General features: G+C 70.6%; 17 protein-coding genes and 1 riboswitch. Of the genes, 2 read left to right on the top strand and 15 right to left on the bottom strand.

The features are described 5' to 3' along the window. Positions 1-41: 41 nt before the first annotated feature. The 5 genes from ribH to rpe form a co-directional block, all read right to left on the bottom strand. A complete protein-coding gene (ribH, locus tag EPD65_RS13390; protein ID WP_131584962.1) occupies positions 42-524 on the bottom strand; it encodes a 6,7-dimethyl-8-ribityllumazine synthase in 483 nt (160 codons plus the stop codon). Then, the gene (locus EPD65_RS13385) at positions 521-1,801 is read right to left on the bottom strand and encodes a bifunctional 3,4-dihydroxy-2-butanone-4-phosphate synthase/GTP cyclohydrolase II (RefSeq protein WP_165873009.1); all 1,281 of its coding nucleotides are present in this window, start codon (positions 1,799-1,801) and stop codon (positions 521-523) included. The genes ribH and EPD65_RS13385 overlap by 4 nt, the downstream gene beginning before the upstream one ends. Beyond that, positions 1,798-2,439 carry a riboflavin synthase gene (locus tag EPD65_RS13380; RefSeq protein ID WP_131584959.1) on the bottom strand — a complete coding sequence of 214 codons (642 nt, stop codon included), beginning with the start codon at positions 2,437-2,439 and terminating at the stop codon, positions 1,798-1,800. The genes EPD65_RS13385 and EPD65_RS13380 overlap by 4 nt, the downstream gene beginning before the upstream one ends. After that, positions 2,439-3,518 (bottom strand): bifunctional diaminohydroxyphosphoribosylaminopyrimidine deaminase/5-amino-6-(5-phosphoribosylamino)uracil reductase RibD, encoded by a 1,080-nt coding sequence (gene ribD / locus EPD65_RS13375; RefSeq protein ID WP_243640594.1) that lies wholly within the window; start codon positions 3,516-3,518, stop codon positions 2,439-2,441. The genes EPD65_RS13380 and ribD overlap by 1 nt, the downstream gene beginning before the upstream one ends. A 100-nt stretch (positions 3,519-3,618) precedes the next feature. Beyond that, positions 3,619-3,762, bottom strand: a riboswitch (FMN riboswitch). 104 nt (positions 3,763-3,866) lie between these two features. Beyond that, positions 3,867-4,523: a ribulose-phosphate 3-epimerase gene (gene rpe / locus EPD65_RS13370; protein ID WP_131584977.1), complete on the bottom strand. Its 657-nt coding sequence runs from the start codon at positions 4,521-4,523 to the stop codon at positions 3,867-3,869. An 87-nt stretch (positions 4,524-4,610) separates the two neighbouring features. On the opposite strand from rpe, the gene EPD65_RS13365 reads away from it, so the two are divergent. Continuing rightward, positions 4,611-4,889 carry a hypothetical protein gene (locus tag EPD65_RS13365; protein WP_131584956.1) on the top strand — a complete coding sequence of 93 codons (279 nt, stop codon included), beginning with the start codon at positions 4,611-4,613 and terminating at the stop codon, positions 4,887-4,889. After that, complete coding sequence (locus EPD65_RS13360) at positions 4,886-5,980, top strand: hypothetical protein (protein ID WP_131584952.1); 1,095 nt, start codon at positions 4,886-4,888, stop codon at positions 5,978-5,980. Before EPD65_RS13365 ends, EPD65_RS13360 begins: the two co-directional genes overlap by 4 nt. A 3-nt stretch (positions 5,981-5,983) precedes the next feature. Here EPD65_RS13360 and ligD read toward each other — a convergent pair whose 3' ends face one another. The 10 genes from ligD to mihF form a co-directional block, all read right to left on the bottom strand. Next, a complete protein-coding gene (gene ligD / locus EPD65_RS13355; protein ID WP_131584949.1) occupies positions 5,984-6,937 on the bottom strand; it encodes a non-homologous end-joining DNA ligase in 954 nt (317 codons plus the stop codon). A 9-nt stretch (positions 6,938-6,946) separates the two neighbouring features. After that, on the bottom strand, positions 6,947-8,335 hold the full coding sequence (locus tag EPD65_RS13350; RefSeq protein WP_131584945.1) for an RsmB/NOP family class I SAM-dependent RNA methyltransferase: 1,389 nt from the start codon (positions 8,333-8,335) through the stop codon (positions 6,947-6,949). A gap of 1 nt (position 8,336) precedes the next feature. Continuing rightward, positions 8,337-9,272: a methionyl-tRNA formyltransferase gene (gene fmt, locus EPD65_RS13345; RefSeq protein WP_131584942.1), complete on the bottom strand. Its 936-nt coding sequence runs from the start codon at positions 9,270-9,272 to the stop codon at positions 8,337-8,339. Next, a complete protein-coding gene (gene def, locus EPD65_RS13340) occupies positions 9,272-9,820 on the bottom strand; it encodes a peptide deformylase (protein ID WP_131584940.1) in 549 nt (182 codons plus the stop codon). Before def ends, fmt begins: the two co-directional genes overlap by 1 nt. A 42-nt stretch (positions 9,821-9,862) precedes the next feature. Continuing rightward, on the bottom strand, positions 9,863-11,917 hold the full coding sequence (locus EPD65_RS13335; RefSeq protein WP_131584938.1) for a primosomal protein N': 2,055 nt from the start codon (positions 11,915-11,917) through the stop codon (positions 9,863-9,865). 123 nt (positions 11,918-12,040) lie between these two features. Further along, positions 12,041-13,240: a methionine adenosyltransferase gene (metK, locus tag EPD65_RS13330; protein WP_131584936.1), complete on the bottom strand. Its 1,200-nt coding sequence runs from the start codon at positions 13,238-13,240 to the stop codon at positions 12,041-12,043. Positions 13,241-13,317: 77 nt separating this feature from the next. Further along, positions 13,318-14,541 (bottom strand): bifunctional phosphopantothenoylcysteine decarboxylase/phosphopantothenate--cysteine ligase CoaBC, encoded by a 1,224-nt coding sequence (coaBC, locus tag EPD65_RS13325; RefSeq protein ID WP_131584932.1) that lies wholly within the window; start codon positions 14,539-14,541, stop codon positions 13,318-13,320. 16 nt (positions 14,542-14,557) lie between these two features. Further along, positions 14,558-14,869 (bottom strand): DNA-directed RNA polymerase subunit omega, encoded by a 312-nt coding sequence (rpoZ, locus tag EPD65_RS13320; RefSeq protein WP_131584929.1) that lies wholly within the window; start codon positions 14,867-14,869, stop codon positions 14,558-14,560. Between the two features lie 63 nt (positions 14,870-14,932). Then, a complete protein-coding gene (gene gmk, locus EPD65_RS13315; RefSeq protein WP_131584926.1) occupies positions 14,933-15,493 on the bottom strand; it encodes a guanylate kinase in 561 nt (186 codons plus the stop codon). Beyond that, a complete protein-coding gene (gene mihF / locus EPD65_RS13310; protein ID WP_131584923.1) occupies positions 15,493-15,810 on the bottom strand; it encodes an integration host factor, actinobacterial type in 318 nt (105 codons plus the stop codon). Before mihF ends, gmk begins: the two co-directional genes overlap by 1 nt. Positions 15,811-15,849 lie beyond the last annotated feature (39 nt).

Raw genomic sequence — 15,849 nt, 5'->3', positions numbered from 1 at the left:
CTGTCAGTCTGACAGTTTGGCCGGCTCGGGCAGTACGTCGGTCAGAAGCCCTGACGGATCTTCTTCAGCGTCTGCGCGGTGACGATCGCGGCGGACGTGGCCTCCCAGCCCTTGTCCTCCTTCGACCCCTCGAGACCGGCGCGGTCGAGCGCCTGCTCGTCGTTGTCGGTCGTCAGGACACCGAAGCCGACCGGCACACCGGTGTCGAGCGCGACCCGGGTCAGGCCGTCGGTCGCGGCGTTGCAGACGAAGTCGAAGTGCGGCGTGCCACCCCGGATGACGACGCCGAACGCGACGACGGCGTCGTAGCCCTTGAGGGCGAGCTCGCGCGCCACGATCGGCAGCTCGAAGGCACCAGGCACACGAACGACGGTGGCGTTGCTGACCTGGTAGGCGTCGAGGCAGCGCTGGGAGCCCGCGAGGAGGCCCTCCATGACCTGCTCGTGCCAGGTGCCCGCGACGATCGCGACCCGCAGGTCGGAGGCGTCCGTGGGTGCTGCGGTGGGTGCGCCGGCGCCGCTCATGAGTTGCCCTCCAGGGTGTCCAGGTCGATGGTGTGGCCCATGCGCTCCGCCTTGGTGCGGAGGTAGGCGACGTTGTTCTCGTTGACGTGCGTGTCGAGCGCGACCCGCTCGGCCACGGCGACACCGTAGTCGGCGAGGCTCGTGCACTTGTCCGGGTTGTTGGTGATCAGCCGGACGTTGGTGACGCCGAGGTCGCGCAGGATCTGCGTCGCCGCGCCGTAGTGACGGGCATCGGCGGGAAGGCCGAGGTCGAGGTTGGCGTCGACGGTGTCGCGACCCTGCTCCTGCAGCGCGTACGCCTGGAGCTTCGCGGCCAGGCCGATGCCACGACCCTCGTGGCCGCGGAGGTAGACCACGATGCCGGTGCCGTTCTCGACGATCTGCTCGAGCGACTGCTCCAGCTGCGGGCCGCAGTCGCACCGCTCGGACCCGAACACGTCGCCGGTCAGGCACTCGCTGTGCACGCGCGTCAGCACGGGCTCACCCGCCGCGACGGCCGCAGCGATGTCGCCGCGGACCAGCGCCATGTGCTCGGAGTCGTCGACGGTGACCTTGTAGCCGAACGCCGTGAACTCGCCGTACTTGGTCGGGAGCCTCGTCTCCGCCACGCGCTCGACCAGCACCTCGGTGCGGCGGCGGAACCGGACGAGGTCCTCGATCGAGATCATCTTCAGACCGTGCTCGTCGGCAAAGTCGCGCAGCTCCTGCGCACGCTTCATGGTGCCGTCGTCGTTGACGACCTCGACGAGTACGCCGACCGGCGTCAGCCCGGCGAGACGGGCCAGGTCGACGGCCGCCTCGGTGTGGCCGCGACGGACGAGCACGCCGCCCTCGCGGTAGCGCAGCGGGAAGACGTGGCCCGGACGGGTCAGCTCCCACGGCTCGGTCGCGGAGTCGGCGAGCACCTTGACGGTGCGAGCGCGGTCGGCGGCGGAGATACCGGTCGACGTACCGTCGCGGGCGTCCACGGAGATCGTGTACGCCGTGCGGTAGGCGTCCTTGTTGTGCGGCGTCATGAGCGGGATCTCGAGGCGGTCGAGCATGTCGCCCGGCATCGGTGCGCAGATCACGCCGCTGGAGTGGCGAATCGTGAACGCCATCAGCTCGGGGGTCGCCTTCGCCGCAGCGAAGATGATGTCGCCCTCGTTCTCCCGGCCCTCGTCGTCGACGACGACCACGGCCTTGCCGGCGGCGATGTCCGCGATGGCGAGCTCGACGTCGTCCAGGCGGACGCCGCCGTGCTGCTGCTCCGGCTGCGGGGTGTGGGTGGTGCTCACTGGTTCTGCTCCTTCATGAGCTTGGTGATGCTGTCTGCGTTCAGGAGGTTGGCGCTCGCGAGGAGCTTCTCCACGTGCTTGGCGATGACGTCGGCCTCGAGGTTGACGCGGGAGCCGACGGGCCGGTTGCCCATCGTCGTTCGGGTGAGGGTCTCGGGGATGAGGCTGACCTTGAAGCTGGTCTCCGTCGGGTCAATCACGGTGAGGCTGATGCCGTCGATGGTCACCGACCCCTTGTCGACGAGGTAGCGGCCGAAGCCGGCCGGGAAGCCGACCTCGACGTACTCCCAGTGCTCGCTGGGGTCGCGCGCGATGACCGTGCCCACGGTGTCGACGTGGCCCTGGACGACGTGGCCGCCCAGCCGCTTCTCGACCGTGACGGCGCGCTCCAGGTTGACCGTGTCGCCGACCACGAGGTCGCCGATCGAGCTCTTGTCGATCGACTCCTGCATGACGTCGGCGGTCCACAGCGCGTCGTCGGAGGTCACGACGGTCAGGCAGACACCGTTGACCGCGATCGAGTCGCCGAGACCGGTGCCCTCGAGCACCGTGCTGGCGCGGATGGTGAGCCGGATGGCGTCGTCGAGGCGGTCGATCGCCTCGACCGTGCCGAGCTCTTCGATGATGCCGGTGAACATCAGGCCTCCTCAGGCGCGGCCGTGGCGGCCGTGACCGGGTCGTGGGTGGTCATGGTGATGCGGACGCAGGTGTCCTCGTCGTCGGCCGCGATGACGCGGACGTCGGTGACGCGCAGGTGCGCTGCGTCGGTGATGGTGTGAATGCCGAGATCGTCGACGGCATTCCGTCCGGCGCCGAGCAGGACCGGCGCGACGTACGTGACGACCTCGTCGACGAGACCCGCCTTCCAGAACGCCGACGCCAGCGTCGGGCCGCCCTCGAGGAAGACGTGACGTCGTTCCTTCGCGAAGAGCTGGGCGAGCGCCTCGGCGGGGTCGTGCGTGCGGAGGTGGACCGTGCCTGCGCTGCCGTCGAAGACCCGGCTGCGGGCGGGGAGATCGCGCATGCCCATGACCGCGCGCAGCGGCTGGTCCTCGATCGGGTGGTCGTCTGCGTCGCGGACGGTGAGCTGCGGGTCGTCCACCTCGACGGTGTTCGTGCCGACGAGCATCGTGTCTGCCAGTCCGCGCAGGCGATGGGTGTCGACGCGGGCCGCCCGGCTGGTGATCCACTTGCTCGTGCCGTCGGCGGCGGCGCTCCGGCCGTCCAGTGACGCGGCGAACTTCCAGGTCACGTACGGACGCTGGTGAGCCAGGGCGAAGCTCCAGACCCGGTTGATTGCCTGGGACTCATCAGCCATGAGTCCGTTCTCGACGTCGATGCCGGCGTCGCGCAGTGTGGTCGCTCCCCCGGCTGCCTCGGGGTTCGGGTCGGACTGGGCGAAGACGACGCGGGCCACCTGTGCGCCGATGAGCGCCTGGGCACACGGGCCGGTACGGCCGGTGTGGTTGCACGGCTCGAGGGTGACCACCGCTGTCGCGCCGGTCAGGTCGATGCCCTGCTCCCGGGCGGTGGCGATGGCCGCGGCCTCGGCATGGGCCGTCCCCGCACCCCGGTGGAAGCCTTCGACGAGCGTCGAGCCGTCCGGCGCGAGGATCACGCAGCCGACGCGCGGGTTCGGCCCCAGGGGTACGCCGGGGGTGGCGGCCAGGTCGAGGGCGCGCAGCATCGCGGTCTGCTCGGCGGGGGTGAAGGCCATGGCGCTCTCTCGGGGTCCGGTCGCGGACTCCAGGGGCTGCCGGCGCGAGCCTCGTCACGCGTGTCGCCGGAGCGGGCGGTCGCAGTGAGCGGGCGTCGTACCGCGTGCGCTTTCCATCCGGACTCTGACCGTCGGTCGAAGATTCTCACTTCGTCAACCGGCCGCTGGCTGCGGTCGGGTCGCGGACTTCTGGACTGATCCAGTCACCGCCGGTGCGGAATTTCACCGCCCCCAGTGCACGCGAGTGTCAACTCGTCGGCGCAATCCTTGCACATGGCTGACGTCTCAACCATGTGGGGTGCGCCATGTGGCGCATGGGAATTCCGGCGGGGTGATCGGCCGGAGCGATCAGGCGCGCGCGGCCTCGGCCTTCGCGCGCAGGTCCTTGACCATGGCGTCCGGGTCGGCGGCGCTGTAGACGGCGGAGCCTGCGACGAAGACGTCGGCACCGGCCTCTGCGCACCGCTCGATCGTCTCGAGCGAGACGCCGCCGTCCACCTGCAGCCAGGTCTCGACGCCGTGCTTGTCCATCAGGGCGCGGGCACGGCGGATCTTCGGAAGGCACATGTCGAGGAACTTCTGCCCGCCGAAACCGGGCTCCACGGTCATGATCAGCAGCATGTCGAGCTCGGCGAGCATGTCCTCGTAGGGCTCGATCGGGGTGGCCGGCTTGAGCGCCATCGACGCGCGGGCACCCTGCTTGCGGATCTCGCGCGCGAGGCGCACGGGTGCAGCCGCCGCCTCGACGTGGAACGTCACGGACGCGCAGCCCGCCTCGGCGTACGCGGGAGCCCAGCGGTCGGGGTCGGCGATCATCAGGTGCGCATCGAACGGGAGATCGGTGTGCGCACGCAGCGACTCGACCACGGGGAGCCCGAGCGTCAGGTTCGGGACGAAGTGGTTGTCCATGACGTCGATGTGCACCATGTCGGCGCTGCCGATGCGGCGTACCTCTGCTCCGAGGTTCGCCAGGTCGGCGTTGAGGATCGACGGGGTGATCTGCATGCACGTGGCCACGGGCGAAGTCTAGGTCCCTCCACAGGTGCCTGAACGCGCCCGGATCGACCGCGGGCTGTCGGGGTAGTCACAGGCATGAGCAATGACTTCGCCGTCAGCCCTGAGGACCTTCCGCTGAGCGCATCGGTGGTCCGCGACGTGGGTGAGTCCCTCGCCTGCCTTGCGCCTCCTCCGACACCGGCAGCTGGGCCCTCGACTGAGGCCATCGGAGCAGCGATCGCCACCGTGATGGCGGACGTCGGACGGCACAGCACAGAGTTGACCACGGTGGCGGAGGCGCTCGTCGACGCTGCCCGTCGCTATGGCGCTGTCGATGACGTCGTGGCCACGTCGCTGCTCGCCTGGGGCCGGTGACGATGCAGCACTGGCCCACGGGTGTGGACGGCGACCCGGCGGGCTGTCGGGCCGTCGGCTCGCGCCTGTCCGATCTCGGGGCGCGTCTGCGGCAGGCAGCCCTTCGCCTGTCGCCTGACTGTGCGGCGCCCGACTGGAGCGGACCTGCCAGTCGGGCGGCCGACGGGCAGATTGCGGGAGCACGGGTCAGCTTGAGCGCGGCAGCCGATCGCTGCGACGTGGTGGCGAGGGCCGTCACTCGCCTAGGGGCCGACCTCTCCGAGGTGACAGCTGCACTTGCGGACGCAGCGCAGCTCGCGGTCAGCGACGGGCTCACGGTCGATGCCACAGGCTTCTTCGCTGACGCAGGTCATCGTTCCGTCGAGGCTGCCTTGCGGGCGCGGGCTGCTGAGTCGACCGCACACGCGCGTCTGCGTGCAGACCTTCCTGCCGTGCCCGGCCCGGATGCGTCTGACCAGCTGCAACGCGCACTCCTGCACCTTCCCCCAGAGGATGGGGACGCACTCGACATGGCTGCATGGGCGGTTCGGCAGCCAGGAGCTGTCGCCGGCCTGCCGGGGCGATGGGTCAACGGCCACCTCTCGTGGGCAGTCCACTCGGCGTCGCAGTCGACCGATGACGGTATCCGGCGCATCGGATCGGTCCTCGAGGCTGCCAAGCCCGTCGGGAAGCAGGTGCTCGCGGACCTGAGACTCACTGGCAACGTCTTGACGGTGGGACTGTCAGCGCGGAGCCAGTGGCAGGAAGACGCCATCGACCCCACGATGTCCGATACCGAGCGGGTGACGCGATCGGCTGTCCGCGGCACGATTGAAGGCGGCGCGACCATCGTGTGCGCGGCGGCCCTCGGCGGGTTCCTTTCCCCGATTCCGGGAGGCGCCTTCGTTGGCGGCGCTGCCGGAGGATGGGCCGGCAAACAGGTGGGAGGCAAGGTCGCTGACATCGCTGTTGACCATGTCGATGACGCCCTCGAGCTGGTTCAGGACGCTGGAGACACCGTGAGCGACGCGGCCGAAGCGGTGGGAGATGCGGCTGACGCGGTCGGGGCCACCGCCGAGGACGTCGGCGACAAGGTCGTCTTCTGGAAGTGAAGCTCAGGACTCGTCGGCGGGGGCCGACTCCCCCGACGCCGCGTCGCGGTCGGCCCACTCCAGCAGGGGCTGGATGTCCCACGGGTGATCGTCGATCGACTCGTGCAGGTCGCCGAGTGCAGCAAAGCGGGCCGGCATGGTCTCGATGGTGAAGTCATCGGGCACACACGCCGGGATCTCGTCCCAGGTGACCGGTGCCGACACCCGCGCGTTCGGCACGCCACGCACCGAGTAGGCGGCGGCGATCGTGTGGTCCCGGGTGTTCTGGTTGTAGTCGATGAAGAGCTGTGCCGGGTCGCGGTCCTTGCGCCACCACGCCGTGGTGACCAGGCCGGACGAACGGCGTTCCACCTCGCGCGCGAAGGCGTGAGCGGCGCGGCGTACGTCCTGGAAGCCGTGCTCCGGCGGGATCCGCACGTAGACGTGCAGTCCACTGCCGCCGCTCGTCTTGGGGAAGCCGGTCGCTCCCAGCTCGTCGAGCAGCTCATGGACGATCCCGGCCGTGCGCTGCACGGTCGACCAGTCGCACTCCGGACCCGGGTCGAGGTCGATCCGCCACTCGTCGGGCTTCTCCGTGTCCGCACGGCGACTGTTCCAGGGATGGAACTCGACGGTGCTCATCTGCGTGGCCCAGATCACCGACCCTAGCTCGGTCACGCAGAGCTCGTCGGCGGTGCGCCCCCACCGCGGGAAGTACAGCTCCACCGTCTCGATCCACGGCGGTGCGCCGGCCGGCAAGCGCTTCTGGTGGACCTTCTCCCCCGCCAGCCCCTTCGGGAACCGGTGCAGCATGCAGGGGCGCTCGCGCAGCGCGTTGACGATGCCCGAACCGACGCTGAGGTAGTAGTCGACCAGGTCGAGCTTCGTCGCGCCGGTCTCCGGGAAGTAGACCCGGTCCGGGTTGGTCACCTTGACGACGCGGTCATCGACCTCGATCTCGACGAAGGGGCTGGCCATGGTCCGACCCTAGGACGTCGACCGGCGAAGCACCGCGAAGTACATCGCATCGCAGCCGTCGCGGTGCGGCCAGAGCTGCTCGGTCTGCTCGAGCACCACGTCGTCGCGCTCGGCGAGCACGGCCTCGACGACGTGCCGCGTCTCCGCGAGCACTGGCGAACATGTCGCGTAGACGACGACGCCACCGAGCCGCACCGAGTCGAGTGCGGTGCCGAGCAGCTGCCGCTGGAGCGGGACCAGGGCGTCGATCTCCGCGGGCGTCTTGCGCCAGCGCGCCTCGGGGCGACGCCGCAGCGCGCCCAGACCCGAGCACGGCGCGTCGACAAGGATCCGGTCGAAGGACCCGGGCGCCCACGCCGGTCGTGTGCCGTCACCGGTGATCACGCCGGCGAGACCCGCGGTGGCGGCCCGCGTGCCCTCGACGACGAGCCGGGCGCGGTGGTGCTGTCGCTCGTTGGCGACGACCACGGCTCCTTGCTCGGCGGCCAGGGCGGCGAGCAGCGCCGTCTTGCCTCCGGGACCGGAGCAGAGGTCGAGCCACCTCTCGTCGCGACCCTCGACGGCAGCAGCGGCAAGGGCGAGCGCCACGCGCTGCGAGCCCTCGTCCTGGACGCCGGCGCGTCCCTCGGCGACCGCCGTGATGCCGGATGGATCTCCACCGGCCAGCTCGACGGCGTACGGCGAGCGGCCGGTCGGCTCGCCACCGGCGGTGACGAGCTCGTCGATGCTCGCCAGTCCGGGACGTGCGACGAGCATGACCTTCGGTGCGGCGTTGTCAGCGGCGAGCAGCGCATCGAGCTCCGCGCGCATGTCGACCGGCTTGGTCGCGGCCAGGGCCTCGGCCAGTGCATCGACGACCCACAGCGGGTGCGAGTGCGCGAACGCGGCGAACTCGTGCACCTTCGTCGGGGCGAGGAGCCGGATCCACTCCTCGAGGGGCTTCTCGGACACCCGACGCAGCACCGCGTTGGTGAACCCCGCAGGCCCCTGACCGACCGTGCTGCGGACGAGCGTCACGGTCGTCGAGATCGCGGCGTGCGGTGGCACCCGCATCGCCAGCAGCTGGTGCACGCCGAGGCGCAGCGCATCGAGCACCTTGGCCTCGATCTTCATCTGCGGCCGGTCAGCACACGCGCCGATGATCACGTCGTACGTGCCCTGGCGGCGGATGGTGCCGCTCACCAGCTCGGTCACGAAGCCTGCGTCGCGCCCGCTGAGGTCGTACTTCCGCAGGACCTGCGGGAGCAGCAGGTTCGTGTAGGCACCGTCGACGCGGACGGCCGTCATCACGTCGTACGCCGCGAGACGCGCCGGGTCGGCGGCGGGACGCGGCTTCGGCGGATGTCCGCCCGAGGTGGGACCGGAGGGTCGGCGGCCGCGGCTGCGCGGGTCGGCCACGTCAGCCCTCGCCGAAGCGTGCGTCGGCCGGGAAGTCCTGGATACCGCGCGCCCAGTCGGCTGCCGCCATCTGCTTCTTGCCGAAGGCCTTGACCTCGCCGAGCTTCACCACGGTGGAGCCGGTGCCGACGTACACGGCGTTCTTGGTGACCTCGATCTGGCCGGGCGCGAGATCCGACGTCGCCCCGGGCGTGACCGGGCCGATCTTGATCCGCTCGCCCTGGAAGGTGCTCCACGCGCCCGGGAACGGGCTGCACGCACGGATCCGGCGGTCGACGCCCACAGCGATCTCGGACCAGTCGATCTCGGCGTCCTCGACGAGGATCTTGGGTGCGTAGGAGAGCAGGCCCTCGGTCTCCTGCTCGCGCTCCTCGAGCTGTCCCGACTCGATGCCGTCGAGCGTCGCGACCAGCAGGCCAGCGCCACCTTCGGCGAGCCGGTCGAGCAGGTCGCCCGCCGTGTCGTTGTCGCGGATCCGCTCCGTCATCAGTCCATACGTCGGCCCGGCGTCGAGCTCCTTGACGATCCGGAACGTCGTCGCACCCGTGATCTCGTCGCCCGCCCAGATCGAACGCTGCACCGGCGCCGCGCCGCGCCAGGCCGGGAGCAGCGAGAAGTGCAGGTTCACCCAGCCGTGCTTCGGGATGTCGAGCGCGTCCTGCGGGAGCAGGGCTCCGTAGGCGACCACCGGGCAGCAGTCCGGGTCGAGCTCCTTGAGCCTGGCCTGGAAGTCCGGGTCCCGCGGGTGCTCCGGCTTGAGGACCGGGATGCCGAGCTCCTCCGCCCGCACCGCGACGGGCGACGGCAGCAGCTTGCGGCCGCGGCCGGCCGGGGCATCGGGTCGCGTCACGACGGCGATCACCTCGTGCGGCGACGCGTGGATGGCATCGAGCGAGGGAACGGCGACCTCGGGGGTGCCGGCGAACACGACGCGCATCAGAAACCGAATCCGTTCGTGCGGTGCGGGCTGACCTTGATCTGCGGCTGCCCGGCCTCGCCGAACCAGTCCGAGTCGCGGATCTGGCGCATGGCGGCCTTGCGGGACTCCTGGTCGAGCTTGTCGATGAAGAGGATGCCGTCGAGGTGGTCCGTCTCGTGCTGGATGGCGCGGGCGAGCAGGTCGGAGCCGTGGATCTTCACGGGTTCGCCATGCATGTTGAACCCTTCCGCCACCACCGACAGTGCACGCAGGCAGTCGTAGGTCAGGTGGGGCAGCGAGAGGCACCCCTCGGCACCGTCCTGCGTCTCCTGGGAGAGCTCGAGCGTGGGGTTGATCAGGTGGCCCACCTCGCCGTCGACGTTCCAGGTGAAGACGCGGAGGGAGACACCGATCTGCGGGGCCGCAAGCCCGGCTCCGGGCGCGTCCATCATCGTGTCCGTGAGGTCCTGCACGAGGCGCTGCAGCTCGCGGTCGAAAGTGGTGACCTCAGCGGCGCGCTTGCGCAGCACCGGGTCTCCGAAGAGGCGGATCGGCTGGACTGCCACGGAACTCCTTCACAGGGACGACACCGCAGAGTCTAGAGAGGATCAGAGGGTCGGTGGATCGACCTGCACCCGCACGGGATCGAGCCGCCGGGCGGAGCGCACCCGCTGGAGCTCGCCGAGGGCGTCGGTCAGGGCCTGGCCGGTGGCCCACGGGACCCTGAGGACGGTGCGGACGGCATCGTCGTGCTCGACCGGGCCGAGGATCTCGGCACCGGGTGGCAGCGAGAGAAGGGTCATCGCGTCGTCGACAGCTCCGACGTCGCCGATGAGGGTCGCCACGCAGCACGCCGGTGGCATGTGGGCCGAGGCGCGATCGGCGAGCTCACGCTCCGCGTGCCCGACGGGATCCCACCGGACCAGGGCCTGCAACGTCGGATCTGCTGCGTCACCCACCGCCAGCACCCGACCGCCGGCGCGAACCAGCGCGGCGGCGTTCATCCAGCGCTGGAGCGCCTCCTCGCGGATCCGGAGGTCCGGCCGCGCGAGCATGAGCCAGGTGTCGAGCAGAACGACGGCCGCGTAGCCGCCGCCCTCGACGACCGGCTCGGCCCCCGGCGTCGCCACCACGATGGTCCGTGGCGTGGGCGGAACCGTGTCGAGGATCCGGTCGCCTCCGGACGACGAGACGCGAGCGCCGGGGAACGCCCGCCCCAGCTCCTCGGCGGTGCGCACCTCCCCCACCACCGGAGCGCGGAGCCCGCGGTGGCCGCACTCCGGGCAGGACCAGGCGTCGTCGGCACGGCCGCACCAACCGCACGTCGGCGGTGCGGTCGGCGAGGCCAGGGTCAGCGGGCCAGCACACGAGGTGCATCGTGCCGAGGCACGGCACCGCTCGCAGGCCAGTGCGGCGGCGTAACCGCGCCGAGGCGTCTGGACGAGGACCGGACCGTCCGCCAGCGCATCACGGATCAGCTGGTGCACCTGCTGCGGCATCCGCGTCGTCCGCGCGAACGGGTCACGCTCGAGCTCTCGATCGGTCGCACCCGTCACGGCTGCCGTGAGGGCACGGCGCACCGCATCGCGGTGCGGAACCAGAGAGGCGGCGAAGCCCGTCCGCACGAGAAGCTGCGCGTCGGGTGTGCGGCTCGTGCCACCGATGAGGAGTGCGCATCCCTCGATCTCGGCGCGCAGACGGACGACCTCGCGCGCATGGGGGTACGGCGAGCGAGGCTCGGCGTGGGAGTCGTCGCCGTCGTCCCACAGGACGACGAGCCCGAGATCCCGCACCGGTGCGTACGCCGCAGCGCGGGTGCCGACCACCACGTCGACCTCGCCCCGGAGCACCGCGAGGAAGTCGCGATAGCGCTGTGCCGGACCCGCGTCCGCCTGGAGCACCCGGTGCGGCGTGTCGAGCCGCGCGAGGGCGGCGCTGACCCGGCCGGCATCGCGGGCATCGGGCACCACGACGAGTGCCCCGCGCCCGCTGGCGCGGGCTGCCACGACGGCGCTGGCGATCTGCGCGCACCAGGTGGGAGTGCCGGCGATGTCGCCGGGTGACGCAGACCAGACGGCGCGGGGCGAGTCGCCGGTCGAGAGCGCGGTGAACAGCTCGCGCCCGCCTTCGATGTCATCCCACGGCGAGCCCCACGCCGTGAGGTCGGCTGGCGCCGTCCACGGCGGGGCGGCGCTCATGGGCTCCTTCTCCACCGTGGCGTGACGGGGCGGCACCGCGAAGCGGAGCAGGTCGCCACGAGACCCTGCGTAGCGCCGGGCGAGGCGCGCGACGAGCTCAGCGACCTGCGGCTGGAGCACCGGCACCGGGCTCACCACCCGCCGCAGTGGCTGGAGTCGACCGTCGTGCTCGCTCGCGACCAGCCGCTCGACGAGGTAGCCGTCGACCTCCTGACCGGAGAAGCGGATCTTGACCCGTGCCCCCGGCACTGCATCAGCGGCAAGCGCGGCCGGCACCAGGTAGTCGAAGGTCCGGTCGAGGTGCGCGAGGCCGGTGTCGACCAGCACCCGCGCCACGGGATCGACCGCCGCCGGAGCGACGGGAGCCGCGGCCTTGGCCGCCCGGGTCTTCGCGGCCTTCACCTGGGCGCGCACCAGCCCGGGGACCAGCTCCGGCTGGTCGTCGGTCTCGGTCGGACGGCTCACGGGCGCAACTCTGACAGACACGACCGACAGGGCAACTCGCGATCCACAACCTCGCCGAAACCCGGGTCTGGAGACGCCAAAACCCGGGTTTCGGCGGACCAAAACCCGGGTTTCGACGATTGCTCAGATGCCGGCGGCAGCCTTCAGGGCGTCCGCGCGGTCCGTGCGCTCCCAGGTGAACTCGGGGAGCTCGCGGCCGAAGTGACCGTAGGCGGCCGTCTTCGCGTAGATCGGACGACGCAGGTCGAGGTCGCGCAGGATCGCGGCCGGACGCAGGTCGAAGACCTCGAGCACGGCCTCCTGGATCTTCTCGTCGGAGATGACGCCGGTGCCGAAGGTCTCGATGAAGACACCGACGGGCTTGGCAACGCCGATCGCGTAGGCGACCTGGGCCTCGCAGCGACGGGCCAGGCCCGCGGCGACGACGTTCTTGGCAACCCAGCGCATCGCGTAGGCGGCCGAGCGGTCGACCTTCGACGGGTCCTTGCCGGAGAAGGCGCCACCACCGTGACGGGCCATGCCGCCGTAGGTGTCGACGATGATCTTGCGACCGGTCAGGCCGGCGTCACCCATCGGGCCACCGACGACGAAGCGGCCGGTCGGGTTGATGAAGAGCTTGTGGCCCTCGTTGGGCACGGAGGCCTTGAACTGCTCGAGGACCGGCTCGATGACGTGGACGGTGATGTCCTTGGCCAGGGTCTCCTGGTCGACGTCCTCGGAGTGCTGCGTCGACAGCACGACGGTGTCGACGCGGACAGCGCGGTCGTCCTCGTCGTACTCGATGGTGACCTGGGTCTTGCCGTCGGGGCGGAGGTACGGGAGCGTGCCGTCCTTGCGCACCGCGGTCAGGCGCTCGGAGAGCGTCTGGGCCATCTTGATCGGGAGCGGGAAGAGCTCCGGCGTGTCGTCGCAGGCGTAACCGAACATCAGGCCCTGGTCGCCGGCGCCCTGGCGGTCGAGCTCGTCGCCCGAGCCGTCCACGCGCTCCTCGAAGGCGTCATCGACGCCCTGGGCGATGTCCGGGGACTGCGCGCCGATGGCGATCTGCACGCCGCAGGAGTTGCCGTCGAAGCCCTTCTCGGAGGCGTCGTAGCCGATCTCGAGAACCTTCTTGCGGACCAGCTGCGCGATCGGCGCGTACGTCGAGGTGGTGACCTCGCCCGCGACCATGACCAGGCCGGTGGTGACCAGGGTCTCGACCGCAACGCGGCTCATCGGGTCGTCCGTCAGGAGGGCGTCGAGGATCGTGTCGCTGATCTGGTCGGCGATCTTGTCCGGGTGACCCTCGGTCACGGACTCCGAGGTGAAGAGGCGTCCAGCCACAGTCGTTCCACTCCCATGCATTGGTGTGATGTTGAACTCAACGATAGACGGCGCCTCTTGGCCCCCGGACGCCCGTCTCAGCCGCGAAGAGTAGCGGCAACCTGATCCCAGATGGCGTGCGCCACGCTCGCCTTGGACCCGCGCGGCACATCAGCGGCGACGCCGGCCGCCGAAAGGATGACCGCTTCGTTGTCCGGGCTGCCGAAGACGGCACCACCGGACACGTCGTTGACGACCAGCAGGTCGCACCCCTTGCGCGCCAGCTTGGCGGTCGCGAGCTCGAGCACGGAGCCGGTTGCGTCGCCCGTCTCCGCCGCGAACCCGACGATCACCTGGCCCTCGCGCAGGCGGTGCTGCGAGATCTCCTTGAGGATGTCGGGGTTCTGCTCGAGCGTGATCGCAGGAGCGGACCCGTCCTCGGACTTCTTGATCTTGGCGTCGCTGACATCGGTCGGACGGAAGTCGGCAGGGGCAGCTGCCATCACGATGGCGTCCGCAGCGGGTGCTCCCGCCAGGACGGCGTCGCGCAGCTGTGCGGTCGTCTCGACCCGGACCACCTTCACGCCGGCCGGGTCGGGCAACGAGACGTTGGCGGCGACCAGGGTGACCTCGGCGCCCCGGGCAGCCGCGGCGCGTGCCAGGGCATAGCCCTGGAGCCCGCTCGAGCGGTTGCCGAGGAAGCGCACCGGGTCGAGGTACTCGCGGGTGCCGCCGGCGGAGACGAGCACGTGGCGCCCGGCGAGGTCCGGCTGGACAGCTCCGCGCGAGAGCACGTCGAGCGCGAGCTCGAAGATCTCGGCGGGGTCCGGGAGACGGCCCTTGCCGGTGTCCTTGCCCGTCAGACGGCCCTCGGCGGGCTCGATCACGACCGCGCCACGCTCGCGGAGGGTGCGCACGTTGGCCTGCGTGGCCGGGTGCTCCCACATCTCGGTGTGCATGGCGGGCGCGAACACCACCGGACACCGCGCGGTGAGCAGCGTGTTGGTCAGCAGGTCGTCTGCCAGGCCGTGCGCTGCCTTGGCCATGATGTCGGCGGTCGCCGGGGCGACGACGACCAGATCCGCGTGCTGCCCGATGTGGACGTGCGGCACTGCCTCGACACGGGTCCAGACATCGGCCGCGACCGGCTTGCCGCTGAGGGCAGCCCACGTCGGTGCCCCGACGAACTCCAGCGCCGCGGCGGTGGGCACCACGGTCACGTCATGGCCGGACTCGGTGAAGCGTCGCAGCAGCTCACACGACTTGTACGCCGCGATGCCGCCGCTGACTCCGAGGACGACCCTGGGTGCCGTGGCGCCCATCTGAATCAGCCTCGGGTCACTCGGCGTCGGCAGCCGCGGCGGCCGCGGCGGCCTCCTCGGCGGCGAGCTCGGCCGGGTCGATGTCCTCGCAGGTCAGGAGGTCGGCGTTGATCTCGCGGAGCGCGATCGACAGCGGCTTCTCCTGGACGTGCGTGTCGACGAGCGGGCCGACGTACTCGAGCAGGCCCTCGCCGAGCTGCGAGTAGTAGGCGTTGATCTGCCGGGCACGCTTGGCGCTGTAGAGGACCAGCTTGTACTTCGAGTCGGTCTTCGTGAGCAGGTCGTCGATCGACGGGTTGGTGACACCCTCGCCGGTGGGAGCAGACACAGATAACGCCTTAAAGATCGGGAATCCGGAGGGACACGAGACCGTGCCCCGGGCAGGCCTGACTCAGGCCCGCATCAACTTTACCAACTCGGCGGCAGCCTCGTGAACTTCGTGGTTGACGATCGTCACGTCGAACTCCGCTTCGGCCGCCAGTTCGACCTTCGCGGTCTCCAGCCGACGCTCCTGCTGCTCCTCGGTTTCGGTGCCCCGACCGATGAGTCGGCGGACCAGCTCCTCCCATGACGGGGGCGCCAGGAAGACCAGCCGGGCCTCCGGCATGTTGGCCTTCACCTGGCGCGCGCCCTGGAGGTCGATCTCCAGCATCGACGGGCGACCGGCGGCCAGCGCCTCCTCGACCGGGGTGCGCGGCGTGCCGTACTTGGCGTGGCCGTGGACGACGGCGTACTCGAGGAGCTCTCCCCCGGCGATCATCCGGTCGAACTCCTCGTCGCTGACGAAGTGGTAGTGCTGGCCGTCGACCTCACCAGGGCGCGGCGCGCGGGTGGTGCACGACACCGAGATCCAGACGTCGGGGTAGTCCTCGCGGACAGCAGCAGCGACCGTGCCCTTGCCGACGGCGGTCGGTCCTGCGAGAACGATGAGGCGGTGGGGAGTGCCTGGCATCAGTCGCGGGTGAACTCGGCCTCGAGGGCCGCGACCTGCTTGGCACCCAGACCACGAACGCGGCGGCTCTCGGCGATCGCGAGGCGCTCCATGAGCTGCTTCGCCCGCACCTTGCCCAGGCCCGGCATCGACTGCAGGAGGTCGACGACCTTCATCTTGCCGACGACCTCGTTGATCTGGCCCTCACGGATGACGTCCATGATCGAGGCGCCGGAGTTCTTCAGACGGTTCTTGACCTCGGCGCGCTCCCGGCGAGAGGCGGCGGCCTTGTCGAGGGCAGCCTGACGTTGTTCCGGGGTCAGCTGGGGCAGGGCCACGTGTCAGGTCCTCGTGTTCGGTGCGGCTGGGCAGACGGC

Origin of the sequence: Nocardioides jejuensis, from assembly GCF_004337475.1 — a bacterium.
Taxonomy (GTDB): Bacteria; Actinomycetota; Actinomycetes; order Propionibacteriales; family Nocardioidaceae; genus Nocardioides; species Nocardioides jejuensis.
This window is presented reverse-complemented; position numbering and strand designations above follow the sequence as displayed.